General features: G+C 59.0%; 14 protein-coding genes. 6 read left to right on the forward strand and 8 right to left on the reverse strand.

Annotated elements, in window-relative coordinates; translation table 11 throughout:
- Positions 1-29: 29 nt before the first annotated feature.
- Genes hypB through hypF form a run of 3 tightly spaced genes read right to left on the reverse strand, consistent with a single transcriptional unit; the run spans position 30 to position 3,309 of the window.
- On the reverse strand, positions 30-713 hold the full coding sequence (hypB, locus tag ACID345_RS04750; protein ID WP_011521729.1) for a hydrogenase nickel incorporation protein HypB: 684 nt from the start codon (positions 711-713) through the stop codon (positions 30-32).
- Entirely contained in the window at positions 710-1,054 is a 345-nt protein-coding gene (locus tag ACID345_RS04755; protein WP_011521730.1) for a hydrogenase maturation nickel metallochaperone HypA, read from the reverse strand. The genes hypB and ACID345_RS04755 overlap by 4 nt, the downstream gene beginning before the upstream one ends.
- Positions 1,054-3,309: a carbamoyltransferase HypF gene (gene hypF, locus ACID345_RS04760; protein WP_041855446.1), complete on the reverse strand. Its 2,256-nt coding sequence runs from the start codon at positions 3,307-3,309 to the stop codon at positions 1,054-1,056. The genes ACID345_RS04755 and hypF overlap by 1 nt, the downstream gene beginning before the upstream one ends.
- Before the next feature lie 162 nt (positions 3,310-3,471).
- On the opposite strand from hypF, the gene ACID345_RS04765 reads away from it, so the two are divergent.
- The 3 genes from ACID345_RS04765 to ACID345_RS04775 are packed head-to-tail and all read left to right on the forward strand — an operon-like array spanning position 3,472 to position 9,938.
- Positions 3,472-4,488, forward strand: a complete 1,017-nt coding sequence (locus ACID345_RS04765; protein ID WP_148210016.1) for a DUF1175 domain-containing protein — start codon at positions 3,472-3,474, stop codon at positions 4,486-4,488.
- A complete protein-coding gene (locus tag ACID345_RS04770) occupies positions 4,489-9,168 on the forward strand; it encodes an alpha-2-macroglobulin family protein (protein ID WP_011521733.1) in 4,680 nt (1,559 codons plus the stop codon).
- Positions 9,168-9,938 carry a hypothetical protein gene (locus ACID345_RS04775; RefSeq protein WP_011521734.1) on the forward strand — a complete coding sequence of 257 codons (771 nt, stop codon included), beginning with the start codon at positions 9,168-9,170 and terminating at the stop codon, positions 9,936-9,938. The genes ACID345_RS04770 and ACID345_RS04775 overlap by 1 nt, the downstream gene beginning before the upstream one ends.
- Here the strand turns inward: ACID345_RS04775 and ACID345_RS04780 are convergent.
- The 4 genes from ACID345_RS04780 to ACID345_RS04795 all read right to left on the reverse strand — a co-directional run bounded on the left by ACID345_RS04780 (position 9,870) and on the right by ACID345_RS04795 (position 18,060).
- Positions 9,870-11,576 carry a DUF2300 domain-containing protein gene (locus ACID345_RS04780; RefSeq protein WP_011521735.1) on the reverse strand — a complete coding sequence of 569 codons (1,707 nt, stop codon included), beginning with the start codon at positions 11,574-11,576 and terminating at the stop codon, positions 9,870-9,872. The genes ACID345_RS04775 and ACID345_RS04780 overlap by 69 nt on opposite strands.
- Complete coding sequence (locus ACID345_RS04785) at positions 11,573-12,379, reverse strand: penicillin-binding transpeptidase domain-containing protein (protein ID WP_148210017.1); 807 nt, start codon at positions 12,377-12,379, stop codon at positions 11,573-11,575. Before ACID345_RS04785 ends, ACID345_RS04780 begins: the two co-directional genes overlap by 4 nt.
- Positions 12,380-12,568: 189 nt before the next feature.
- Positions 12,569-14,464: a hypothetical protein gene (locus tag ACID345_RS04790; RefSeq protein ID WP_011521737.1), complete on the reverse strand. Its 1,896-nt coding sequence runs from the start codon at positions 14,462-14,464 to the stop codon at positions 12,569-12,571.
- Positions 14,465-14,475: 11 nt separating this feature from the next.
- Positions 14,476-18,060, reverse strand: a complete 3,585-nt coding sequence (locus ACID345_RS04795; protein ID WP_011521738.1) for a TonB-dependent receptor — start codon at positions 18,058-18,060, stop codon at positions 14,476-14,478.
- A 167-nt stretch (positions 18,061-18,227) separates the two neighbouring features.
- Between ACID345_RS04795 and ACID345_RS04800 the strand changes: the two genes are divergently transcribed.
- Positions 18,228-19,628 carry a pyridoxal phosphate-dependent decarboxylase family protein gene (locus tag ACID345_RS04800; protein ID WP_011521739.1) on the forward strand — a complete coding sequence of 467 codons (1,401 nt, stop codon included), beginning with the start codon at positions 18,228-18,230 and terminating at the stop codon, positions 19,626-19,628.
- A gap of 11 nt (positions 19,629-19,639) precedes the next feature.
- On the opposite strand, the gene ACID345_RS04805 is transcribed toward ACID345_RS04800, so the two are convergent.
- A complete protein-coding gene (locus ACID345_RS04805; RefSeq protein ID WP_049761685.1) occupies positions 19,640-21,940 on the reverse strand; it encodes an ATP-binding protein in 2,301 nt (766 codons plus the stop codon).
- A 459-nt stretch (positions 21,941-22,399) separates the two neighbouring features.
- Here ACID345_RS04805 and ACID345_RS04810 point away from each other — a divergent pair, with 459 nt between their 5' ends.
- Together ACID345_RS04810 and ACID345_RS04815 are read left to right on the forward strand one after the other, a co-directional pair.
- Complete coding sequence (locus ACID345_RS04810; RefSeq protein WP_011521741.1) at positions 22,400-24,547, forward strand: TonB-dependent receptor plug domain-containing protein; 2,148 nt, start codon at positions 22,400-22,402, stop codon at positions 24,545-24,547.
- A gap of 26 nt (positions 24,548-24,573) precedes the next feature.
- Positions 24,574-25,182 (forward strand): YfiR family protein, encoded by a 609-nt coding sequence (locus tag ACID345_RS04815; protein WP_011521742.1) that lies wholly within the window; start codon positions 24,574-24,576, stop codon positions 25,180-25,182.

The following is a 25,182-nucleotide window of genomic DNA, read 5'->3' on the forward strand; positions in this document are numbered from 1 at the left end:
TATTAGCGTGACTGATTCAGCCAAACTGGTCAAATCGTCTTCGCTACCTTCGTTTCGTTCAAACGCGCCTGCAGGAATTCCAGGAACTCATCCATCCCCGCGCCCGTTTTCGCCGACACCTTGAATATCTCCATCCCCGGTCGCACGGCAAGGATATTCTGCACAGATGTCGTCTCATCGAACTCAACTGCCGCCGCAAGGTCCATCTTCGTAATCACCGCCACGTCTGCGCTGTTAAAGATCGTCGGATACTTCAACGGCTTGTCTTCGCCTTCCGTCACCGACGAGAGCACCAGACGCAGGTTTTCTCCCAAGTCATAGGAAGACGGACACACAAGATTGCCGACGTTCTCCACAAACAGAAAATCCAGCTCATCCGGATTCCACCCCTCCAGCGCCTTCTCCACCATCGCCGCTTCAAGATGGCAAACCGTTCCGGTCACGATCTGCTTCACCGGCGCTCCACTTCGCGCTAGTCGGTGTGCATCGTTCTCGGTAGCCAGGTCGCCGACGAGCGCCGCAACTCGGAAGTTCTTCGAGAGGAGCTTCAACGTTTTCTCCAGCAACGCAGTCTTTCCCGATCCCGGGCTCGAAACCATGCTCACCACGAACACCCCCGACTCTCGGAACCGCTCGCGCAGCGCGCTTGCCACAATGTCGTTCTGCTTTAGGATGTTCTTCCGTACTTCCACCAACCGCGGCTCGCCGCTCATTCCGCCACCTCCAACGCAGTCACCTGCAGTTCTTTCCCCTGTGTAATCTCATGGCCCGGCGATCCACACTCCGCGCAGCAGAACCATTGAATCGAACTCACCGGCTTCGGCACCCCGCACTTCGGACACTGAATCATTGCGGGCACTTCCTCAATCACCAGCTTCGATCCTGCCAACGGTGTATCGCAACACGCCATCTCAAAGGATCCGCGTAACGCATCCGCAACCACACCCGACAACGCACCGACTTTGATGTGCACGGCCGTTACTTGCACTCCCCGCTGCGCCGCTTCTTCCTGAGCGACATCAATAATGCTCATCGCGATCGACAATTCGTGCATCAGTTTGTCCTTGCAAATGCTGCCATCGCCGCTTGCCCGAGGCTGATTCCGCCGTCGTTCGTCGGAACCATGCGGTTCGTCCAAACCTCAAGCCCGAGCACATCGAGTTGCGGCTTCAAGTCTCCCAGCAACAATTCGTTTTGGAAGACTCCGCCGGACAGAACGACCGTTTTCGCGCCCTGTTCTTTACAAATTGTTCTCAAACACTCTGAGATTCCGTGCGCAACTCCCACTTGGAACCTTCGCGCAATTGTCTCGAGAGCGACACCCGTCAACCGAGACTGAATCACTGCGGTCAGCAATGGCCTGAAGTCCAACTCTCCATCGGTATAAGGGAACTCGAATCCGTCTCGATGGGCGGTTCGTCTCGCCAACTGTTCCACCCATATCGCAGCTTGCCCTTCGTATGTCGTCTCCCGCGTGAATCCAATCAACGCTGCTGCGGTATCGAAAAGTCTCCCCATCGACGTCGTCCCAAAACACCGCACATTCTTCGTCACCAATTCGCGGGCTGCTCGAAATCGCTCCGGAAAGTTGAATGGTGCAGCGCACAAATCGGGCAGGTCTCCCAACTGAGCTAAGAATCCCGCTGCCGCCTGCACTGGGAACTCCGCCGCTGCATCTCCCCCCGGCAGCACCGCGGGTCGCAAATGAGCCACCCGCTCGAATCCTTCGTGAACTGATCCGGCGAAGATCTCCCCACCCCAGACCGTCCCATCGTCGCCCCAGCCAGTACCATCGAAGCTCACGCCAACTACGCACCGGTTCCACTCACCGCGCTCCGCGAGGACCGAAGCGATGTGCGCCCGATGATGCTGCACAGCGACCTTTTTTTTCGCCGCGATCTGCGCTGCATGCAGTGTGGTTCGGTATTGCGGATGCGCATCATGCACCAGCAGTACTTCATCCATCTTCACTTCGTACATCGCCAGGAGGTCGCGGATGGTCTCTTCGAATGCCTGAAACGCTGTGTAATGTTCCAGATCGCCAATATGCTGGCTCACAAACGCTTGTCCATCCACCACCAGCGTGAGCGCGTTCTTTAAGTCCGCGCCTAGCGCCAGAATCGGCCGCTCGCACGGAATCGTTGCCACTGCCCCGGGGGCATATCCCCGCGCGCGCCGCAGTATGGCAGGCCCGTACGCTCCCACCCGGGCCACGGAATCATCCACTCGTCGCGCTATCGGCCGATCTCCAATCAAAAACGCGTCTGCAATCCCCACTAGGCTCTCAATCGCGTCGGCGTCTTCGTATGCGATCGGCTCACTCGAGCGGTTGGCACTGGTCATCACCAAGACCTCCGGCGCACCCGACGCGAAGAGCAGATGATGCAAGGGCGTGTACGGCAGCATCACGCCAAGTTCGTGGTTCTCCGGTGCTACTCCCGGGAATTGCTGCTTCGCCCGCGCAAGCACAATCGGTCGCGCGATCCCAGTAAGCAATTCGCGCGTTTCATTGCTCAATTCCACGATTTGGGCCGCAATCTCCACGTCTCGCGCCATCACAGCAAAGGGCTTCTCCTTGCGATACTTTCGCTCGCGCAACGCTCTCACCGCATTCCCATTCCGCGCATCGCAAGCAAGGTGATACCCGCCCAGCCCTTTCACCGCCAAAATCTTCCCGTCGCGCAGTATCTCCGCCGTCCGCTCGATGGCAGCCGCCCCGAAAATCCTTTCGTCACCAATTTGTAGGAAATAAGTCGGCCCGCACTCCGCGCATGCCACCGGTTGCGCATGGAACCTTCGGTTCGCTGGATCGCCGTACTCTCCCCGGCAGTACGCGTCCAGCGGCCAGTCCTTCATAGTCGTCTTCGGACGGTCATACGGCAGCCCCAGCACCACCGTGTATCGCGGGCCACAATTCGTGCAATTGATGTATGGGTAGAGGTACCGGCGATCCGCCGGATCGAATAACTCTCGCAGACACTCATCGCAAACCGGCAGATCCGGCGAAACCCGCACCGTCGGCCGGTCTATCCGCTCGCTCTCGCGAATTGCGAAGTCTAGGAACCCCTCGGGCTTTGCAGGGTCGACCTCAACCTGCGAGATACTCGCTGCCGGCGGCGCCTCGGTCTCCAGTTCCTCTACAAACCGCTCGACCGATGGCTCAGCCCCTTCCAGGAAGATCTCTACCCCCTGCTCCCCGTTCCGCACCCATCCGGCGAGGTGGTGCGTCTGCGCGAGCCGATACACGAAAGGCCGGAACCCGACCCCCTGTACCACCCCACGAACCCGGATTTTGCAGGCCGCTTTCAATACACCTCCGGCGGGCTCCCCAAGCAGACCAGCCTACGTCCCACCATCCTCCCCGGCAATCACTCGAACGCGTCATTCCCAAATCCGCTGCCCGGAACGCCGCCACATATTGTGCAGACAACCCAATGGCCTCATAATCCTCACGCGCACAACCCATTGGACATGTACTCCTTCAGAAAGGTCGAACTCGCTGCGGTCGCGCTCGTCGCGTGCGCACTTGCAGGATGTCGGCAGCGTCCCACCGAACTCCAGATCGCCTCACCATCCCAGCCGCTCGTGGCCGATGGTCACTCGATCATTCGCCTCCCGATACTCGCGCAAGGAAGCATGGACACCCATCGCCTGTCGATTCGCCCACTCGCTGACGGCTACGGCTCCGCGTCGGTCGCCCCATCGCCGCTCGCTCTCGTCTATCGAGCCGGGGTCCTCCCCGGTGAAGTTAAACTTACGATCTCGGGCGAGAATGTCCATCCCCTCGAAACCGAACTTCACGTCGCTCCCGACTACAGCGATCGCTTCGCCGACGGCACCCCCGACTTCCTGCGCCTCGATTCGCCCTCCGACCGTCAATCCTTCCGCCGCTGGTTCACCGCGATCGCCGAGCACCAGGCTGAGGTCTCCAAGCTTCCGGCCGAGATCAACGACTGCGCCGCCCTCCTTCGCTACTCCTATCGCGAAGCCCTGCGCTCCCACGATGCCGCCTGGAGCAAAGACTCCGGTTTTGATCAGCATCCCGCAGTTGCAGACATCGACAAGTATCGATACCCTCACACTCCGCTCGGCCCTCAACTCTTCCGTACCTCCCAAGGCCGTTTCGCCGCCGCCGATCTTCAGGACGGCACTTTTGCCGAATTCGCCGACGCCAAAACCCTCATCGTCAACAACGCCCACTTCCTCTCCCGCGACGTCCATCTCGCGCAGCCCGGCGACCTCATCTTCTATCGCCAGTTCGAACAACATTCCCCGTTCCATTCCATGATTTTCCTCGGCCGTAGCGGCGGCGATGCCGGGGAATGGGTCGTCTACCACACCGGTCCCGATGGCAAGTGGCCAGGCGAGATTCGTCGTGTTACGCTGGTTTCACTTCTTAACCACCCCGACGCCCGCTGGCGTCCCGTGCCCTCAAATAGAAATTTCCTGGGTGTCTATCGCTGGAACATATTGCGAGAGGCTCAATAAATGCGCGCAAGAATTGCGTCCGTCCTTCTTCTCATATTCGTTCTGAACTCTCTGCCTGCCCATGCACAGGAGAAGAAGATCTACTTCTCCATCACCACGAATAAGACCTTCCGCACCGGCGAAAAACCCGCCATCCAGGTCTACGCGCGCAACGTGGACGTCCTCGAGTTCCGCGTCTACAAGGTCCACGACCCCGTTAAGTTCTTCTCGCAACTCCAGAACGTCCACAACTTTGGCCCCGAATATTCGCCGCGCGAAACCGTGGACGAACGCACGTGGCTCGAAAAGTTTCACGACTGGAAGCACGACCTCTGGGTCTCGATCCGCGACTTCTTCCGCTCCCAGTTCTCCGCTAAGAACCGCGCTGAAATCCGCGACCGGCACGCCGAAAAAGCTAAAAAGAGCCGTATCACCGGCAACGCCGGATTCGCTAATGTCCCGCTCCTCAACTCGCAGCAGTTAGTTGCGCGTTGGCGTATCGATGTCCCGTCCAACTTCGTCAGCGATTCCTCTTCCACGCCTCTCGATGCTCTGCCCGCTGGCGCCTACGTCGTCGAAGCTACCGATGGCACCTATCGCGCTTACACCGTCTTGCTCGTCTCTGACATGGCTTTAGTGATCAAAGCTGCGGAAGGCCAACTCGTCGCCTACACCGCCGATCGTGGCAGTGGTTCCCCGATCACTGACGCCACCGTGACCACTTGGCGCACGAAGAAAATTGCCGCCCAATTCAAAACTGACACGCAAGGCCTCGGCGAGGCCAAGGTTGATTCCACCACCGTCGAGCGCGAAACGCCCTCCGACAACGGCTCCGAGTGGGTCCTCGCCCAGCACGGCGACGACGTCGCCCTCGTCGCTCCCTACCAACTCAACGTCAGCAGCGATCCCTACCGGGACTGGTCGGGTTACGTCTATACCGATCGCCCCGTCTATCGTCCCGGCGACACGGTTCAGTTCAAAGCCATCATTCGCCGTCGTCAGCACGACCAGCTCTCGCTTCCGACAGACCGAGAAATCAAGGTCACTATCCAGGACGCTGCGCAAAACACCGTCCTCCAGAAGTCCTATACGGTCTCGAGCTTCGGCAGCGTGAATGGTTCTCTCGAACTTCCGAAAACTGCGGCGCTCGGCTACTACAACGTCTCGCTTTCCGTCGGCAGCGTCGGTGGCGGATTCCAAGTTGAGGAATACAAGAAGCCGGAATACTTCGTGAAAGTCACTCCCGAAGCCCCTCGCGTCCTACAAGGCGGCAAGATGAAGGCCACCATCGAAGCCCGCTACTACTTCGGTGAGCCAGTCGCGAACGCGAAGGTGAAGTACGTCGTCCACACCCAGCGCTCCTACTACTTCGGCGACGAAGACTCCGAATTCGATGAACCGCCCGCCACGGAAGGCGGTGGCGATGAGGGCTCCGCCGATAGCGACAGCGGCGGTGGCTTCTTCTATGGCGAACAGGTCCTAGAAGAGCAGGGCAAACTCGACGCCAACGGGCGCCTCACGATCACCATTCCGACGAATGTCGAAGAGAAATATAAGAACGACGTGGATTACCGCGTCGAAGCCCGCGTCACCGACGCGGCAAACCGCGAAATCCCTGGCCACAACGGCTTCCTCGCAACCTACGGCGCGTTCCACCTAAGCGTCGAGGGCCAGAGCTACGTCTACAAACAGGGTGAAACCGGTCAGTTCACCGTCAAAGCCCTCGACTACGACAAGAAGCCCGTCAGCACACCGGTTCATGTCGAGATGTTGAAGTACAAATACGGCCAGGAAGACCAGGTCATCCAGAAGACTGACGTCACCACCGGCGCCGACGGCCTCGCGCATTTCACGCTTCCGCTCAGCGACGCCTCTGAGTACACGATCCGTGTTAAGTCGCCGTCAGCCGGCCGCGAGTTGCAGGCCAGCACCTGGCTCTGGGTCGCAGGCAAGAACGAAACCACGTGGGCCGAAGGCGAAGCCCGCAACCTCCAGTTCGTAGCCGACAAGACAAGCTACAAAGTCGGCGATGTCGCCCACGTTCTCGTGATGGGCATTCCTGAGAAGGCCACCCTGCTCCTCACCACAGAAGGGAATAACGTCCTCTCCAAACAACTCGTCCACTCCGACGCTTCGAGCGCCACCGTGGATATTCCCATCACCATCGACAGTCAGCCCAACATTTACGTCGGCGTCGTCTCTATCCGCGACAACCAGTTCTACCAAGGCTCCAAGAGCCTCAACGTTCCTCCCGCCGAGCGTCGCCTCAACATCGAGATCACGCCCGTCAAGCAGCAGTTCCAGCCCGGCGAAGCCGCCATGTACAACGTCGTCGCGAAAGATTGGCAGGGCAAGCCCGTCAAAGCCGAGTTGAGCGTCGGCGTCGTGGATGACGCCGTGTACGCCGTCGAACCCGACACCGCCGGCGACATCGTGAAAGCCTTCTACTACCAACGCTACGGCGCGGTGCAGACTAACTCGTCGTTCGACTTCTACTTCCACGGCGAAGCCGGAAAGAAAATTCTAGAACTCGCGAAGAAGCCCACGCCTCACTCTCGCGCTCTGGCGCAAGTGAAAGCCACCGACTTCGTCCAGCCCCGCGTCCGCAAAGCATTCCCCGACACGGCCTACTGGAGTGCCACCGTCCAAACCGACGCTAGTGGCATGGCCACCGCCAAGCTGTCGTTCCCCGATTCACTCACAACCTGGCGCACCACTGTCCGTGCCATCACCGCTGACACCCGCGGTGGCTGGGCCGTCAATCGCGTTCTCGTCCGCAAAAATCTGATGGTCCGCCTGGCGGTTCCGCGCTTCTTCCGCGCTGGCGATGAAGTCACGGTCTCCGCCATCGTTCACAACTATCTTGAAGGCACCAAGAACGCCCGTGTCTCGCTCGACGTCACCGGGCTCGACGTTGTCAACGGCAGCACGCAGGATGTCACCGTTCCAATCCGTGGCGAAGTCAAAGTCGATTGGCGCCTGAAGACCAAGCCCAATGCCACCTCGTCGAAACTCGTCGCCAAAGCACTCACCAACGAAGAAAGCGATGCGCTCGAACTCACGCTACCGGTCGTGCCGCTTGGTGTGAAGCAAGTCATCAACAACGCAGGAGCTATCTCCGAACCTTCAGCGCAGCGCACTGCCGCCATCAACTTCCCGGCTACCGCACCCGAATCTTCGCGTGGTCTCGATATCGACCTTGCACCATCCGTTGCAGGATCGTTATTAGGCAGCCTCGAGTACCTGACATCCTTCCCCTACGGCTGCACCGAGCAGACGATGTCCGGCTTCCTTCCCGACGTAATCGTCGCCAAGACGCTCAAGGACCTGAACATCAAGTCCTCGATCGAGCCCAGTCGTCTCCGCGAGCAAGTCAAAGCCGGTATGCAACGCCTCAATGACTTCCAGCACGAGGATGGCGGTTGGGGCTGGTGGAAAGACGACGACAGCATGGTCTTCATGACCGCCTACGTCGTCGCTGGCCTCTCGCAGGCGAAAGATGCTGGCTACTATCCCGACGAAGAGCGTGTGGACAAGGGCAAGCAGTTCCTGCATGCAGCGCTTAAGAAGCATCCCAACATGATTTCCGACCTGCGCGCGTACGTCGTTTACGCCCTCGCGCTCGCCGGCGACAAAGACAAGAAAGACCTCGATTCCGTCTGGGACCGGAAAGACAAGCTCTCCGCCGAGGGCATCGCCTTCGCCGGCCTCACCATGCAAATCGAAAACGACGCTCGCGTGAGCGACGCCGCCAACTCGCTCAAGTCCATGATGAAGACCGAAGGTGACGGCGCCTACTGGCTTTCAAAGCGCGACGATCTCCTCGAGATCGACACCGATACCAGCGCCGAGACCACGGCCTACGCCGTGAAGTTCTTCACTGCACTCTCGCCTTCTGATCCCGTCCTGCCGCAAGCCATCCAGTGGCTCATGCGTCATCGCGACGAAGGCTACTACTGGGATTCCACCAAGCAAACCGCCATGGTCATCTACGGCGTGGCCGACTACCTCAAAGCCAGCAAGGAACTCGAAGCCACATTCAGCGCTGACGTCCTCGTCAACGGCAAGTCCATCCTAACGAAGAAGTTCACGCCCGACGACGCCGCCAGCGCAGTCAAACCGCAAACAATTCACCTCAATCCCGAACAACTCGCCGCCAACAACCAGGTCGAGATTCGCAAAAACGGCGGTGGGCGTCTCTACTGGTCAGCCCGCGGCTCGTACTTCTCAACCGATAAGAAGCTCTACAGCAGCGGCACCTTTTCGCTCAACATCGCCCGCGACTACTACAAACTCACCAGCCACAACGACGGCCAGAAGATCACCTACGATCTCTCACAACTGAGCGGTCCCGTCGAAAGTGGCGATGTCCTCGCCGTGCGCGTCACCGTCAGCGGCGGCAAATGGAAATACCTGCTCGTCGAAGATCCCATCCCCGCCGGTACCGAGTTCATCGAGCACGACGAACTCTACCAGGTGAACCAGAAGCCCACATGGTGGCGCAACTGGTATTCGCGCCGCGAATTCCACGATGACCGCGCCGCCATCTTCCAGACGTACTTCGACGGCAGCCGCGAATACTTCTACCTTTTGAAAGTCGTCAATCCGGGCATCTTCCAGATCAGCCCAGCTTCGGTCCAGCCCATGTATCAACCCGACGTTCGCTCAACCACTGATCTCTCTCACGTGGAGGTGAAGTAATGATTCGCAATGCCATCGCAATATTGCGCAGTGGACGCGTCCTCGGACTTCACCTCGTCGGCAATGCACTTCTTCTCGTCGCTGCGAGCCTCTGGCTGCTCCTGCCGGAAGCGCATGTCTGGCAGTTGATCATCACAGGTGTTTGCGCACTCGCTATCCTGTTCCTCGCGCTCTGGCTGCACACCTCGACTCTCGAGTACGCCGCGAATCCCGGCCCGGAGAACTTCCGAATCGCATTTCGCCCAAGCTTTCTGCGCATGCTTTGGCTCTTCCTCGGCGTTGCCGTCCTCTTCTTGCTGATGTGGTACGTCGATCGTCTCACCGACCGTCAATATCAAATCGCCGACTATCTCTACGCAAAGATGCCGCCATCGCTCAGGCCAAAGGACGGCGCATCCGTCTACTATGCGCGCCTCGGAGTCATTATTTCGATCGTCTTCTGGTTCCTGCTACCGAGTCTGATGTTGCCCCTGATCGCGGCTCGCGTCATCGGTGCGCGCGTCCGCGCCGGATTGAAAACGCTCATTCGCTGGCGCTACTGGCTCGCGATGATAGTCACCGTGTGTGTTGGCGTATGGCTTACGACCGTTCTTCTCAATTGGAAACCCGGTAAGAGCCTGAGCGCGCAGGAAGGGAGCTTGATCTTCCGCATGGCATTGGGCTACCTATTGGCTACTACATCTTGGCTCACGACCGCTGGATTACTGGGCTACTTTGTCCGAACTAACAGCGACATCGTTGGGAATTCCGCTCCGGAGCCAGCGAAGTAGTTCTCGCACTCCGTACTGCTTGGCAAACGCGGCGACCCTCGTGGTCGCCGCTTCATAGGCTCGCCGCACACTCGCTTCGTCGCTACGCGTCTCAATCGCGTGACTCATCTCATCCGTCGTCATCGGGTGTACAACGGAACTTCGCGATTCATCGCCGAGATAAAGTACCAATCCCTCGCGAAACCACAACGGTGTTCCCGGTTTCGCATTGGATTCCACCAGCAAATGCAGGAACTCGTGCCGCAGCAGGGAACGGAGCCTTGATCCCAATACGCTCGGCGGCTGGATGCGGACGTGATCTCCGCGCGTGCTCGCCGCCACCCATCCGGGCTCGCCAGTTGCGTTGCGGAACATCTCTACCGTCGGATACACGTCAACTGCCGCACGCCCGCTCAGCACCAATCCCGATTTCTGGCTGGCCCAGGCCAGCGCCTCCTCCGAAGCTGGAAGCACACGCTCCGCATCGGGAATATTTACTGCGCGCACGTCGACCTTTCCGGCACGACTGATCCACGGAATCCCTTGCGCTGAGGCCGCATTCGCCGTGCCCGGATAATAGAACGCCAAAATCTCGCGATAATTTTTGCCGGAGCGTGCCATCTCCGCCGCGCCCGTCTGGCAGAGTCCCACGCCATGTCCAACCCCGCGGCCTCGGAAAACAAATCGATCGCCGTTCCCACTCACCTCGTACCAATCGCTCTTCAGCGTGTTCCAGCCCAGCGCATGTCCGAGTGCAAACCGAAAACTCGATGCCGACATCGTGGCTCGTTGCTGGCTCTCTCCCACGCGGAATTCCAGCCTTTGCACACGCCCCGACGCCGTATGCGATGTGACCACAATCCGGTCCCACTTCACCGGAACCTGCAACTTCGCCGCCTCGAGCGCCTTCGCTATCTCTTCGCGCGTCAACTCCGCACTCCAATCCTTCGAAACTCGCTTACAGTAGGGATCCTCATGCGCGACCAGCGCAGCCGACCGTTGATCCGGCCACACCGACGCGACGTCTTCGGTCCGTCCTCCGCAATCCTTGTGGTAATAAGCCGCCAGCGGTGACCCGCGGTCCCACAGCAGTTCGTTCGCGGTCTGCGTAACCGCCTGCTGCACCGCAGGCGAGACGTCTGTCCGGAGATACTGGCAATGAGTGCTGTCGCAGAAATCGAAATGCTCTTCCTTATGTCGTTCGCGAAACCGCGTCGCATACGAGCGGATCGCGACCGCCAATGCCTTCAATGCTTCGGGCGGCATATCTCCCGCTGTCTCTCCCTGCAGCACCGCCGCAACGTACTCTTCCGTCGGATAAACGGCGATAACGCGCAACTCTCCGCGAACTGCCGAGATCTCCAACGGCACATGCACGCTCATCGGGCGAATCGTCCCGCCGCTGATCCTTACTGGCCCATTAATCGCGACGCGCATGGCAGCACGGTCCCCGATGCGTATCGAGCCTCCGTCTACACGCACCGCGATCGTGCTCATGAGTTTTTCTTGTTTCCCATCTAATCGCAAAGTCGACGGTCCATCAGGCGCGATCGTTACCTCTTGCAAGTGATATAGCGACAATAGCCGCACGCGAAACGGCGGCTGCTGCGCCATCGCCGTCGTCGCGAAGAAGAGGCACAGCCAGCGCAGCACTTTCATCGTTTCTCTTCCGCGTAGCTCTCGAAGATGCTGCGGGCAATCGCCGCGGCTTCCGTGCTCCCACGTCCGCGCTCCACGAACACCACCACCACAATCTCCGGATGCTCCGCCGGCGCAAACCCCGCCAGCCAAGCGTGGGTCTGCGGATTACGCGGATCCGCCGAGGTCCCCGTCTTTGCCGCAATCTTGATGTTGCTCGGCTGCGCTCCCTGCGCGAGTCCGTGTTCCACGGCCGCGCGCAATCCGTTCAGCACCACCTGCTGAGGCGCCGTCGCCTTTCCCGTCTGCCATCGCGCCATTTGCAGATACGCCGCAGCCATCTCCACCGGCGTCACCTGGATTCCAGCCGCTCCCACCGCAAGTAACTGCCGGTCTTCTACGGTGCGTTCGGGGGTGATCCGCCCCGCGCCTTCGTCCGGCAAGATCCCCGGCGCTCGTGTGAAACCGTGTTCCTCGAAGTGCCGCTCCAACTCGCCCGGCTTCAGTCGCGTCGCTGCCGTAACAAAGTATGAATTGCACGAGAACGCCAGCGCTTCCTCGGCGTCGAATTCGGAAAGCTCCGCCGGATGCGAGCACACCAGCCGATGTCCCTCGATATTCAGCGATCTCTTGCATGCGATAGTTTGTTGCGGCGTGGTCGCGTCACGCTCCAGTAGCAGTTCAAGTGTGAAGGGTTTGATCGCTGATCCCGGGGTTGCCACTCGCGTCGTGAGCGTCTTGCGATTATGCGCTGCCAGCACCTGTCCATCGCTCACGCGTAGAACCACTGCCGCGCCTTGCTGACTGTCAAAGGCTCGATCCATCGCCTGCTGCAAAGATTCCACGCGGTGGTCCGCGCTCGCGTCATAAAGCGCGAGCAGCGCCAGGCTAAAACCCAGCAGACATATTCTGGAGATGGAAAGAACACGCACGCCGATAGTTTGCCTACCTCGCCGCGCCCGAGCAATGAAATTGCGCGGACGCGTACGCGTGCTGCGGAAGGGAACCGCCGACTATTGCCGCACTTTGTACCAGAACACCGCGCCCTTCGTGATCGCCGGCAATACAAACGTCACGCGTCCGTTTTCTGCCGTGCCGACGACCTCCTGCTCTTCACCCATAAACGGCAGGAAAAAGCCCTTTGCCGACGTCTCCGGTACCGTCACCCGCACTCCCGTCTGCGGCGTTTGTACTGGGTTTTCGTGCGGAATCAAGCCCGAGAAGTTCGCGAAGTACACATGCGGCGACCCATCTACCCGCGCTATCGAAGTCGCCACCTGCGACGAAGCTTCAACCGCAATTCCATCCGACGGCAGCGCCGCCAAGAACTTTGCCTCGCTCTCGGTCTTTGTCCCCGCAAAATCCTTCGCCAACACCGCGTAATATTCTTTTCCCGGACAGTTCTCGAATTGCACCACATTCGAATCGGTGAACGTCGGTTGCGTCCCTGTCGCGATCACTTTCCCACCCTGCGTCGCGAATCGCTTGATCTCCGCCCGCTCGCTATCAGTCAGTACGCGCACATCCGGTAATACCAGCGCCTGTCCCTGAAACGCCCCCAGCGTCCGCGGCGTTACCACCTGGAATTCCCGATGCGACTGCATCAGAAGAATTAGAATTCCGCGATACGACTGCAGGAACTCCTCGGAATACAGATTCCGCGTCTCCGGCGAGAAGTACACTCCCACCGGCTTCATCGCCGACCGGGGCATGTAAAACACATCCTCATGCGCCGCGATCCACTTGAAGATCTTCGTTCGGGTCGTCTCGTCGTTCGAGCCCCCCATCGAGTGTCCCGGTGCGTCCCAGAAGTTCGCGTTCGCCATCACCTGCGACATCGCGAGGTTCATCATCGCCTCGCGCTTGTCCACCTTTTTGTCGCCGTCCCACGAGTAGTTCAGAATCCACGTGGGCTTGCCCTCGGCGAAAGCGCGGAACGTATGCATGCCCACCTGGTAGTTGAACCAATCCAGCTGCGAGCGCGACGACGCCATGTGATCGCCTTCGCCGAATTCATACTCGTGCGCAATCGCGTCCACCACCGGATACAGGCTGTAGACATCTGCTCCGACCCGCACCGCTTCCTGCTCAATCCCCGGATAAATCTCCGGGATCGTCTTGATTTTCGGATTTACTTTCTTTGCGGTCGTCGCGATCTCGTTCATGAAGTCGGTAAACGTCTGAATGCGGAACTCAATCCATTTCTGGAAGTTCTTGTCGGTGAAATCGCCCAGCTTCAAGTCTTTCTTCGCATCCAAGCCCGTCTGCTTCTTGAATTCCGCTACGGTGTAATCATCGAAGCTCGCCCAGGTTTGTTCCCACCCGTCGAAGTGTGTCATCCAGTACGGAATATCCACGTAGATACCGTCGATCCCCGTTCCCGCGATCTGCGCCACGCGTTGCATATACGTTTTGCGCCACTCCGTCGCGTACGGACTCACCCACACATCTTCATCGCCTTTAGCAATCCAGAACGCCGACCCCGCCCCAAACACCGCCGGTTCGCCGGTAATCTTGCGCTGCAGCCAATCCGGATGGTCCTTCGCCAGCGTATGCGCGCTTTTGTCCGCATTCGCGGTAATACACTCCGTCCCCGCAATGTACACAAACGCGTAATTGCCCGCCTTGTGCGCCTTCTCGGCGACCGCTTTAATCGCCGCCAGCTTCTCTTCCGGATGCAGATAGCTCTCGTAGCGACCCGGGATATCGTTGTCCACTTCAATCCCGAACACGCCCGTGCGCGTGGCGTTCTCGACGATCTCGTCCGCGTCGCCGCCCTTTAATCCATAACCGCCGATGCGCACATAGTTCGACCAGTCTTGCCCAGCAGGGAACTCTTTCCGTTCTCCCGCCGAAAGTGTTACCGCCGCGCACACTACGACCACTGCCGAACGCCAGATGTTCCGCATTGAGGCCCCTTCTAGAATTCGAACCGTATCGCCACTTGCATGTGGCGCGGTTGGTTGGCTTGGCTCTCCACGCGTCCGAAGCTTCCATCACCCCACGCAGAGAACGGCGTTGCAAAGCGCACCGAGTTCGTGAAGTTGAAGAACTCCGCGCGCAACTCGAGCTTCATGTTTTCGTGGATCGCAAAATCTTTGAACACTCCAAGGTCTAGGTTCTTGATCCCCTGGCCGCGGGCATCCGACGAGAACCGCGGCGCATTGCCCGGCACTTGGTCGCCAGGGTCCGCGAAGCATGAGGCGTTGAAGTAGTTTGCGTTCGGGTCGTTCGACATGGCGACATCGTGCAGGCTCATTCCGCTGAGTGGATTGCACGAGAGGTTCGGCCGTTGCTGGCCGTCCCATAGCTGCGAGTTCGACATCGCAAACGGAATCGGTTGGCCCGACTGGAGGGTCAGCAGCGCGTTTACCGACCAACCGCCCACGAATCCATCCACCCATCGATTCATGTCGCCGCCAAACGTTCGAGTCCGTCCGAAGGGCAAGTCGTACACGGTCGCCAGCGTGAATCGCTGTGGCGTGTCGTTCGCTCCGATCGAATACTCTGCCTTCAGGTTGTTCAGGTCCTGCGGCTGGCCAAGTCCTGATCCGTTGAAGAAGATCCACGAGTTCGCGCCATACGAGGAATTGTCCGTCGCATGCGAATACGTGTAGCTGCCTTCAAAACTCAAACCGTGGCTGGGACGCTTCTGGAACCGGACCAGCAAACCGTTGTACCAGGAGTTCGCTGATGTCAGCGGCAGTCCCTCGAAGTCGCCGTCGAACTGCGGATACGGTTTCAACAGGTTCACTAGCGGGATCGTGTCATTGTTGTAGATGGAATCCGGCTCATGGAAGGTCGCAGTCGGGCCAACGAACATCGACTGGAATGGATTTGGATATAACTCGTTCAGCAAATCGCTCGGCGCCTCGCCCTTCGCGTTTGCCAAGGCGATCACTTTCTGCCGTGCCGCTGCCGATAGGAAATCTCGATTGCGCGTCGGATAGCCGTACGGCAGGTGCGTGCTGTGGTTTGCCGAGTAGTCCGCCGAAATCACGATCCCCCACGGCAACAGGTGCTGCACGCCGATGTTCCACTGGTAAATCTCAGGGTTGCGGTCTGGCAGGGTTCCCAGATCATTCGAATCCGCAAATCCCCACTCCGCCAGCTTCCCGTATGTTGTTCCCTGCGGTCCCGGCACGGTGTTCGTCGGCAATGTCGGGAACGGATTATCCAATGTCGCGTACTGCGTCACTCCGCCGTCATTTGTGAAGTGAATCGCAGCGTCCTTGCGGAACGACGTTCCCGAGTACTGGAAGTTGGTCGCCGTTGACAGCCCATAAAACATGCCGACGCCGCCCCGAAGTACCGTGTTCTGTGCCAATTGATACGCGAAACCCAATCGCGGTCCCCAATTGTTCAAGTCGGAAGGAACATGGCGATTGTTGGAAGTCGCGAACACTGTCGTGCCCTTCAAATCAGTGGTTCCCAGCCCCAGCGTTGCAAGATCGGGGTCGCCCGTCGGGTTCAGGTTCAGCGACACTCCGCTGTCTCCCGTGAAATTGTCGAACTGGCTTCGGTTGTGCCGCTCCGTGTAGGGCGTGCTGAATTCGTAACGAAGTCCCAGGCTCAACGACAGTTTTGGCGTCACCTTCCAATCGTCCTGGAAGTAGAACGCGTTCTGCATCGACTTATCCGCGACCCCGTATTTAATGTTGATCTGCCCACTTTGGGGAAACCCGAGCAGCATGCCCGCAAGGCCGGTGCCGTAGTTTGCAGGACTTCCGCCAAACGGATCTTCCGCTGTGATCGTCTTCGTGAAGTTGAACAATCCCGTCGCGTAGTCCGGTTGGTAGAAGTTGTTCAGGAAAATCCTGCCCTCCCATCCGTACTTGAAGGAGTGCTTGCCGTGTATCCAACTCATCTGCGAGGCAAAAACGTACTGCGTGTGGCCGTTGACGGTGTCCACGCAGCACTGTTGGTCGTTGAGCCCCGAGTAGTTGTCCACCGGCATTGACGGCATCCGCTGGATCCCGTTCGCGTCCATATACAGCGTCGGCAATCCGAGTGTCGTAAGGTCTACTTTCTGCGACGTGCCCTTCTGGTAATAGCGGTCAAGTCCGGCGCGGTTCGTCCACAGCAGCGTCGGCGAGATCGTCCACGTTCCTTCCAGCACCACGTTGCGCGTGGTTGTATTGCTGGTGATACCGTCGTAGAACGCGCCTGGTTGATCGAACTCGCTGTTCGCCTGGCTATAACGTCCCATCAGGTGAATGCGGTCGTTCCATTGGTGGTCGATTTTGATGTCGAACTGCGTATTCGGGCTCGTGATCACCGTTGCCACGTTGAAGTTCGTCTGCGTCCCCGGATCAATCGGTCCTGTCGCGGCGGGGTAGGCATTTACCAGGTTCTGCCCGATCGCAGTGATCATCCCAGCGGGAATCACATTCCCTACGAACGGCTGGCGAGTCTGCGTCACCGGATCGTACGCGAACGGATTGAAGAGCTGCACGGGCACCAGGTTGCCGTTATCGTCCTGCACCATCGTCTCGGAAAAATTCCCCGCGCGCTCGAGGTCCGTCGGCACGCGCCCGCTGATCAAGTTCTTGTTGTTCTGCCGAACGTGCTCAACGTCCACCAGGAAGAAAGTTTTGTTCTTGTAAATCGGCCCCGACAGCGCTCCCCCAAACTGATCGCGGGTGTTGTCGGTCCGCGGAACGCCAGCACGGTTCGAGAAGAAATCGTTCGCGTTCAGTTCCGTGCGTTGCCCAAACCACCAGCCGCTGCCATGGAACTTGTTCGTGCCCGACTTCATCAGCACGTTCACCACCGTGCCGCCGTTGCTGCCGAACTCCGCCGCGAAGCTGTTGTTCTGTACCTTGAATTCCTGAATTACTTCGGTCGACGGTACATAGCTCACATTCGTCGTCGCGCCTTCGCCCTGTTCCGGTCCGGTCGCCAGTCCGCCATCCAGTCGGAACTCCGCCGATCCATAGCGCTGACCATTCGAAGAGAAATCCGTTCCATACGGATAGCCACCACCGTTGTTCAGCGTAGTCACGCCTGCGGAGAGATACACCAACTGCGTCACATCGCGATTTTGAATCGGCATGCGACTGATGAACTCATTCGTCACTTCGGTGCCGAGCGATGCCCCACCTGTATCGAGCAGCGGTGCTGTATCGACCACATCGACACTTTCATTCGCTGCCGCTGGTTTTAACTCAAACGTCATACTCGCCTGCTGATTCACCGCCAGCACAATGTTCTTATGCACGGACGTCGCAAATCCCTTCGCTTGCACCCGCAACGTGTACGTCGTCGGCCGCAATGCTGTGAAGATGTATCGGCCTGCGTCATCCGTCGTCGCCGTTTGCGAAAGCCCCGTCTCGTCCGCCGTGATCGTCACGGTTGCATGCGGTAGCATCGCGCCGGTGTTATCGGTCACTTGTCCGCGCAATTCTGCGGTGTACGTGCCTTGGCTCACCGCGTTTGGCGCGAATGTGAATACGAGAAGAACAACCGCGAGTGCAAAGAGAACGCCCTTCCGAATGTTGCTCATGCTGGCCTCCGACAAACAATGACACTGGCTTTCAAAACGTTTCGTAAACTTTCGAAAGCTTTTTACTTCATCCTGAGCAGCCCGTCAATAGTTTTGCTCACATGACTTCTCCTTTCGGTTCGTTTGGCAGTCGCCTCGACGTGTAAGATTCGCTGTTCTGGATTCCTATGGCCCCTCTCGACCTCAGCCCCGCAGATTTCCGCGCCCTTTCCCGCAAAATCTCCGATTTCACCGCCGATTACCTGGAACGTCTCCCGAATCTACCTGCCTTCCCGCTAAACGTCTCCGGCGAGGCGGTAAATGCTCTCTTTTCCGCGGAAGTCCCGATCGCACCTATGGGCGAACGCGCCTTCGATCCGCTGGCGGACGTATTCGCCTTGTCGAGGCCAAACTCCCCGCGTTTCTTCGGATACGTCTTCGGTTCCGGCCTCCCGATCGCCGCGCTTGGTGACTTCGCCGCAAGCGTTTTGAACCAGAACGTCACCGCCTGGCGCTCCGGTCCAGCCGCCGTGACCATCGAACGCACCGTCGTTGGCTGGCTCGCCGAAGCCATCGGTTGTTCTGGGTTTTCCGGCAGCCTCACCGGCGGAGGCTCACAAGCCAACCTCATGGCTCTTTGCATGGCCCGCGAAGCGAAAGCGCCCGCCAACGAAAACGGAGCCCAAGGTGGAGTGATCTATTGCTCCGACGAAGCTCACATGTCCATGCCGAAAGCCGCGATGATGCTCGGCCTTGGTCAGAAGAATGTCCGCCGTATCCCAGTGAATGATCGCTTCCAGATGGACATCAGTCATCTACGTGACGCAATCATGCGTGATCTCCGGGAAGGGAATCGTCCCATCGCCGTTGTCGCCAGCGCTGGAACCGTTGCTACCGGCAGTATCGATCCTCTGCCCGAGATTGCCGACATCTGCTCCGAACACAACCTCTGGATGCACGTGGACGGCGCCTACGGCGCACTCGCTGCAATGACAGTTCCCGAAAAATTCGTTGGACTGAATCGTGCTGACTCGCTCTCCCTCGACCCGCATAAGTGGCTCTACCAGCCTGCGGGTTGCGGATGTCTCCTCTACCGCGATCCTGCCGCCGCGCAACGCGCGTTCTCGCATACCGAAGACTACGCACGCTCCCTTTCGACTGACCCCATCGAAAGCTTCGCGTTCTTCGAATCGTCCATGGAACTTTCGCGGCCGTTTCGCGCGTTGAAGATATGGCTTTCGCTCCGCTACTTCGGGCTTCAGGCATTCCAGCAGCGCATCGCCGAAGACCTTCGCCTTGCCCGCATTCTCGCCGACTCCGTTTCCGCCGAGCCGCAACTCGAACTTCTCGCCCCCGTTGAGCTAAGCGCTGTTTGTTTTCGCTATGTGAGGAAAAATGCCGATCTCGACCACCTGAACCTCGAGATTCTTCAGCGCATCATTCAACGAGGGAAGGTCTGCATCTCGAACGCAACCATTCGTGGCCAGTTCGCTCTCCGCGCCTGCGTCGTGAATCATCGCAGCACGGAGGAAGACGTTAAGGCTGTCGTAAGTGAGGTCCTACATGCTGCGAATGAAGTGAGCGGATGAGTTGATCGTTGCTATGCCTGGCCGGTGAGTTCCTGGTCCAGAACCTCGCGCACCTTTGCCGCAAGTACCGCCGGGGCGAACGGCTTTTGCAGAAACGATCCCGATGCTTCGAGCGCAGTGCGATCGAGCTTTGAGTGCGTTGGATACCCCGACATAAACAGGATCTTGATCGCAGGCACTTTTGCCGCGACTCGCTTTGCCACTTCACTGCCGCTCAAGTGGGGCATCACGACATCTGTCAGAAGGAGGTCAATGCGTTCCCCGTGGCGTTCGCAAAGTTTCTCAATCTCACGGGGATCATCAGCCGTCAGCACGTTGTAGCCGCACGATTGCAGCAGCGTTACCGACATGGAGCGGAGCTGAACATCGTCTTCCACGAGCAAGATTGTCTCGGTTCCTCGTGCCACTGCCGTTCGGGTGTCCCCGCTTTTTCCTGCGCCGTCGCGACCGATGAGCGGCAGATACACATCGAAGCGTGATCCCGCTCCCGGCGAGCTTTGGACTTCGATGTAGCCCCGGCTCTGTTTCACGATTCCATATGTCGTCGCGAGACCGAGTCCGGTGCCCTTTCCGACCGCCTTCGTGGTGAAGAAAGGTTCAAAAATGTGGGCGATGGTCGCTTCCTCCATCCCGATCCCATCGTCACTCACGGAGAGCCGCGCGTATCCACCCGGCACGACAATCGGGTTCCGCTCCAGGCTCCGCTCATTCAGCACTACGTTCGCAGTCTCGATCCGAATCGTCCCGCCCAATGGCATCGCATCTCTCGCATTCGACGTGAGATTCATCAAGACCTGTTCCATCTGTCCCGGGTCAGTCCGCACCGTTCCCAACTCCAGGTCAAAACTCGTTCGCAGCTGGACATCTTCTCCTACCAGCCGTCTCAAAAACTTCTCGAAGTCGCGAATCAGGGAGTTGAGGATTACCGGCCGCTCCTCCATCACCTGTTGCCGGCTGAATGCGAGCAGTTGCCGTGTGAGTCCCGCTGCTCGGTCGGAGGCGGCCTTGATCTCAGTCGCATACTCGTGGTTCGGATCGTTCGCGTCCAGGTTCGCCATTTGCATAGCGCTGTATCCGCCAATCACCGTTAAGAGATTGTTGAAATCGTGCGCCACGCCGCCGGCCATCGTTCCTAGCGACTCCATTTTCTGCGACTGCTGCAGTTGTAACTCGAGAGACCGCCTCTGCGTCATGTCAATCAGCGTTCCCTCGATCATCTCCATACCGTCCCGGTCCACAACCATCGCGCGGTGCCCCAGCGTGTGAATCAGAGAACCGTCCTTCCGTCGGTATGCGACTTGTACGCTTCGCTGCTGTCCATGCGTTCGCAGATCGCGGAGCGTCGCTTCGCGCTCTACTTTACCGCCGGCATACAATCGCGCCGCCGAACCGTTCGCGATTTCTTCTTTCGTGTAGCCGAACATATCGCAGAACGCCTGGTTGCAATCCGTGATCTGCCCGTCAGGCGTGGATCGATAAACTGCCGCCATATTGTCTTCGAATAGCCGGCGATACCGTCGCTCCGAATTCGCCAATTGTTGCAACATCTGGTCTTGCCTACGCTGCGCAACCAGCACCCGCATCGTGAAGAATGCCACGGAGACGAACATCGCTGTCAATCCGACCACGACCTGCTCAAAAACGATCGTCGAGTACAACGACAGCAAAATGACCGGAATCGCCAGCGCCGGCAGATAAATGATGAAGACCGGCGCGGAATCCGCCGTTAGTTCCGACTGCACCCCCACTCGCCCGCGTTCGCGCCAAAGTGATGCTGCAACCGCGACGAGTGCGAACGGTATCGTCCAAGCTAGGTCAAACCAACGGACTTCATTCCAGATCTGAAAGCGGTCGGCGAAGTTCCCAACCGACGATGCAACTGCGAACAGACTCATCGCCGCTGCGACCGGCGCTAGAAGTCTGCGGATCGCCAGTGACTTCGAGAACGCCGCGCGCATCGTCAGCGCGAGCGCCAGTGCGCCTCGCCATGCAGCAAGCAAGATCAGTCGGTGAACTGCTCCTCGCTCTACGCTCTGCGTCATGCTCGGGATCGCCACCAGCATGATGTGTACCGCGACGATCAAAATCAGCAACTGGGCGACGTCGAGGATGACGTCCCAATGAACGCGCTCTTCGCTCTTTCCGCCTCCCATCAGCGCGGCAATGAACATCGGGGCCGTGGAAAGAAAGATGACCAGTGCTACCCAAAGCGGAGGATCAATCAGTCCATTCCCCAGCAGGTCATAGCTGGAATCGATCAGCGATGCGATCGACCAGAAGCCAAACGTGACCGCTGAGAATTGCCAGAACATTCGCGGATATTGCTGCGACCGTTCTGAAGCCCTCCAGCACGCAATACCTGCGAGTACTCCAGCCAGAAATTGAAATTGCTGTGACGCAAGGAAGCCCCATCGCGCGTTAGGCCAAACAGCAAGCCAAATCAGGTGAGCGATGACGATTGCGGAGGCGGCCCAGGCGAGCTTACGAAACCGTGACATGTCCAAAGGGGAGCCCCAAGTATAGGTTTCGTGCGTCGCCGAATCCACAACAAAGACGCACCTTTCGGCCCCTTTCGCACCGCGGTCGGAGCCCCCATTTTCGCTGGAAACCCCACCTAGAACTGCGGCAAACATCTCATTCGAAAAGGGAAACCAGTCGCGTCAGCGAGTTCTCCCGGTGAGCAACTCTGCCGTTCAATTCAGCATCTCACCCCAACTAGCGCTACTAGCGCTCTCCCCCGAGCTTTGATTCGCTTCCATAGTCGCGCAAGTGTGCTCGTTGCCCAATTCCTCTGCCGATCGGGGTGGATTCTGAATATTGGCATTCAGGCCTGCAAGAACATTCTGGAGAACGAGCGCAGCGGATTCCACCTCGTGCGATTCGCCGCGCTGGTGCTGTGCCTGCCTGCGCTCCTGCACGCCGGCCAGCCCGACAACTCGCAACAAGACCTAAAGCAGATGTCCCTCGAACAGCTTTCGCAGATCGAGGTGACCACCCCTACCAAGCAGCCCGAATCCGCATTCAACACCCCGGCCGCGATCTACGTCATCACCTCGGAAGACATCCGCCGTTCCGGGGTTACGAATATCCCTGAAGCGCTTCGCCTCGCGCCCGGCGTGGAAGTCGCGCGCATCGACGGCGATAAGTGGTCCATCGGCATCCGAGGTTTCGGTTCGCGCCTCTGCCGCGATGTGCTCGTCGTGATCGATGGCCGCACCGTTTACACGACGCTGCTTGCGGGCACCTACTGGGAAGTCCAGGACTACCCCCTTGAAGACATCGAGCGCATCGAGGTCATCCGCGGTCCCGGGGGAACCATCTGGGGCCCGAACGCCGTCAACGGCGTGATCAATATCATCACCAAGCGCGCCAAGGACACGCAAGGTGGAATGGTTTCAGCCGCAACCGGAAGCTTCGACCACGGTACCGTGAACGGCCGCTATGGCAATCATCATGGCGACAACCTGCAGTACCGCTTCTATGGTCGTGGCTTCGATCGCGGTCCACAGTTCCACTGGGACGGCCGCAACTTCGACGACTGGAGTTCGCTCCAGGGCGGCTTCCGCGTGGACTGGAACGACAAGGCCCAGGTCAACGCCTTCACGCTCTCCGGCGACATCTACGATCAGCGCGCTGGTGAAAGCGTTGTCGCTACCAGCTACACGCCACCCTTTTCGCAAGTGCTCGATCAGGATGCCCGACTCTCCGGCGGCAATGTCAACTTCCACTGGCATCACGATCAAGGGGAAGGCAAGAGTTTCGATCTCCAGGCCTATTACGATCGCACCAATCGCCGCGAGCCCAACTTCGGGGATCTGCGCGACACCTACGACGTTGACTTCGTGCAGCACTGGCGCCTATTCGATCGCCACAAAGTCACTTGGGGCCTCGGCGCGCGTTTCAGTCACGGCGACAACATAGAGGTCGTCTCCGGACTGACTTTCAGTCCCGCAGATCGCACCGACCGTCTTCTGACAGCCTTCATCCAGGACGAGTTCACGCTGGTCAACAAGCGCCTGGTGCTCACCTACGGCTCGAAGTTCCTCAACACCAACTTCACCGACTACGCTCCCGAGCCAAGCGCGCGCCTGCTCTGGACACCGACCGATACCACTTCCGTCTGGGCCGCAGCCACGCACGCCGTGAGAACGCCGTCCGATGCCGAACGTGACTTCTTCCTCTCCGGATTGGTGGCTGTTCTGCCTGATGGAACGCCGTACTTCGCCCGCTTCAACGCCAACCGAAACTTCCGTCCCGAACAGATGAACGGATACGAACTCGGTGCGCGCCACCTCTTCGGCAAGAACGTCTACGTGGACATCGCCGGTTTCTACAACCACTTCCACAACCTCTTCAGCGAAGACATCACCGGTGCGCCTTACGTGGAAGACAGTCCTGGAGTGCCGCACATTCTGCTGCCGGCACAGTTCGGCAACGGTCTCATCGGCAACACCAAGGGCTTCGAGATCACATCCGAGTGGCGTCCGACTGAGAGCTGGCGTCTGCGCGGCTACTACTCGTACCTGCACATGAACATCGAGCCGGGACCAGGCTCGCTCGACATCGGCAGCGCTCCGGGGATTATGGGCTCCAGTCCGGAGCACCAGGTCTTCGCGCAGTCCGAATACGACCTGACCAAAGCGCTGCAGTTCGATGCCGACATTCGCTACGTCAGTGAACTTCCGGGCCAGACCGCAGGACCGGCTGGTGCGACCTATCCGATTCGTGCGTACACCACCGCCGACGCTCGCTTCGGCTGGCAGATCGGCCATCAGTTCGATGTCTCTGTCGTTGGCCGTAATCTGCTCCAGCCACACCATCCAGAGTTCGGCTCGGATCCTTCGGCCGATAGCAACATCGCGTTTGTGGGCATTAAGCGCAGCGTGTATATAAAGCTGACCTGGACGAGCGCCCGTTGAGAGGCGACATCCGTCGCAACTGAACCATGACCAACCTGTCGCAGAGGCGAAGCAGTCGTAGCGGCGCGAAGCGAACATCTTCCGTTCGCGACGTCCTGCGCTGCCTGGTTCTGCTGCCTTTGTTCCACAGCCTGCTGGCAATGGCCGCTCCGCCCGCAGGACCTCCAACAGATCTCCAGGTCAAAGCCGCGTACTTGTATAAGTTCGGCGCGTTTGTGCAGTGGCCAGCGAGCGTTGCTCCGTCCGACGACTTCTCCATCTGCGTTCTCGGTCGCGACGGCTTCGGTTCCGTCCTGGACTCCACGATCAATGGCGAATCCATCGAAGGCAAGAAGCTGGTCGCCTTGCGCGTGAACTCCGTACGAGAAGCTGCGCAGTGCCGCATTCTATACATCAGCAACTCGGAAGAGAGTCGTCTGCGCGGAATCCTGGTTGAGCTCGCGAAGGCTCCGGTGCTCACCGTGAGCGACATCCCGCACTTCGCCGACCGCGGCGGAATGATCGAGTTCACCCTGCAAAGCGGCCGCGTGCGCTTCGACGTCAACGTCACCAGGGCCGAGCGTGCGGGACTCACGCTCAGTTCACAGCTTCTCAAGGTTGCCGCCAACGTGAAGCACGACGAGGCGAGGGATTGA

The organism is Candidatus Koribacter versatilis Ellin345 (genome assembly GCF_000014005.1).
Lineage (GTDB): Bacteria > Acidobacteriota > Terriglobia > Terriglobales > Acidobacteriaceae > Korobacter > Korobacter versatilis_A.

Bases quoted from the DNA above. Each gene is read 5' to 3' on its own strand.
- hypB (WP_011521729.1), bottom strand. From the start codon at position 713: ATGAGCGGCGAGCCGCGGTTGGTGGAAGTACGGAAGAACATCCTAAAG.
- ACID345_RS04755 (WP_011521730.1), bottom strand. From the start codon at position 1,054: ATGCACGAATTGTCGATCGCGATGAGCATTATTGATGTCGCTCAGGAA.
- ACID345_RS04765 (WP_148210016.1), top strand. From the start codon at position 3,472: ATGTACTCCTTCAGAAAGGTCGAACTCGCTGCGGTCGCGCTCGTCGCG.
- ACID345_RS04770 (WP_011521733.1), top strand. From the start codon at position 4,489: ATGCGCGCAAGAATTGCGTCCGTCCTTCTTCTCATATTCGTTCTGAAC.
- ACID345_RS04775 (WP_011521734.1), top strand. From the start codon at position 9,168: ATGATTCGCAATGCCATCGCAATATTGCGCAGTGGACGCGTCCTCGGA.
- ACID345_RS04780 (WP_011521735.1), bottom strand. From the start codon at position 11,576: ATGAAAGTGCTGCGCTGGCTGTGCCTCTTCTTCGCGACGACGGCGATG.
- ACID345_RS04785 (WP_148210017.1), bottom strand. From the start codon at position 12,379: ATGGATCGAGCCTTTGACAGTCAGCAAGGCGCGGCAGTGGTTCTACGC.
- ACID345_RS04790 (WP_011521737.1), bottom strand. From the start codon at position 14,464: ATGCGGAACATCTGGCGTTCGGCAGTGGTCGTAGTGTGCGCGGCGGTA.
- ACID345_RS04795 (WP_011521738.1), bottom strand. From the start codon at position 18,060: ATGAGCAACATTCGGAAGGGCGTTCTCTTTGCACTCGCGGTTGTTCTT.
- ACID345_RS04800 (WP_011521739.1), top strand. From the start codon at position 18,228: ATGGCCCCTCTCGACCTCAGCCCCGCAGATTTCCGCGCCCTTTCCCGC.
- ACID345_RS04805 (WP_049761685.1), bottom strand. From the start codon at position 21,940: ATGTTCTGGCAATTCTCAGCGGTCACGTTTGGCTTCTGGTCGATCGCA.
- ACID345_RS04815 (WP_011521742.1), top strand. From the start codon at position 24,574: ATGACCAACCTGTCGCAGAGGCGAAGCAGTCGTAGCGGCGCGAAGCGA.